Source organism: Faecalibacterium sp. DFI.5.82 (assembly GCF_029076575.1).
Lineage (GTDB): Bacteria > Bacillota > Clostridia > Oscillospirales > Ruminococcaceae > Faecalibacterium > Faecalibacterium duncaniae.
In genome coordinates, this window is record NZ_JARFIS010000641.1 from 1 (window position 1) to 305 (window position 305).

1 protein-coding gene is annotated in these 305 nt (G+C 63.0%); it reads right to left on the reverse strand.

The features are described 5' to 3' along the window. Window positions 1-305, reverse strand: a 305-nt coding sequence (locus P0G09_RS18235) for a Maf family protein (protein WP_275253373.1), incomplete at both ends; no start/stop codon positions are given.

Consider the following 305-nt stretch of genomic DNA (forward strand, 5'->3'; position numbering starts at 1 on the left):
CAGACACCGGTGTGCACATAGTGGGTCGCGCCGGACAGCGCACGGAGCATCCTTCTGGCATCGTCCGGGCTGAGAGGCTTGCCGAACACCTCGCCGTTCACATCCACCACGGTATCGCAGCCCAGCACCACGGCACCGGGGTGTTCCTTGGCCACAGCAAGGCACTTGCCCCGTGCAAGCAGTTCCACCAGCCGGGCGGGGGTATCCTCCGTCACGGCATCCTCGACAAAATCGCTGACACAGACGGTAAAATCCGTCGTGTACAGGCTCAACAGTTCTTTCCGTCGGGGGCTCTGGGAAGCCAG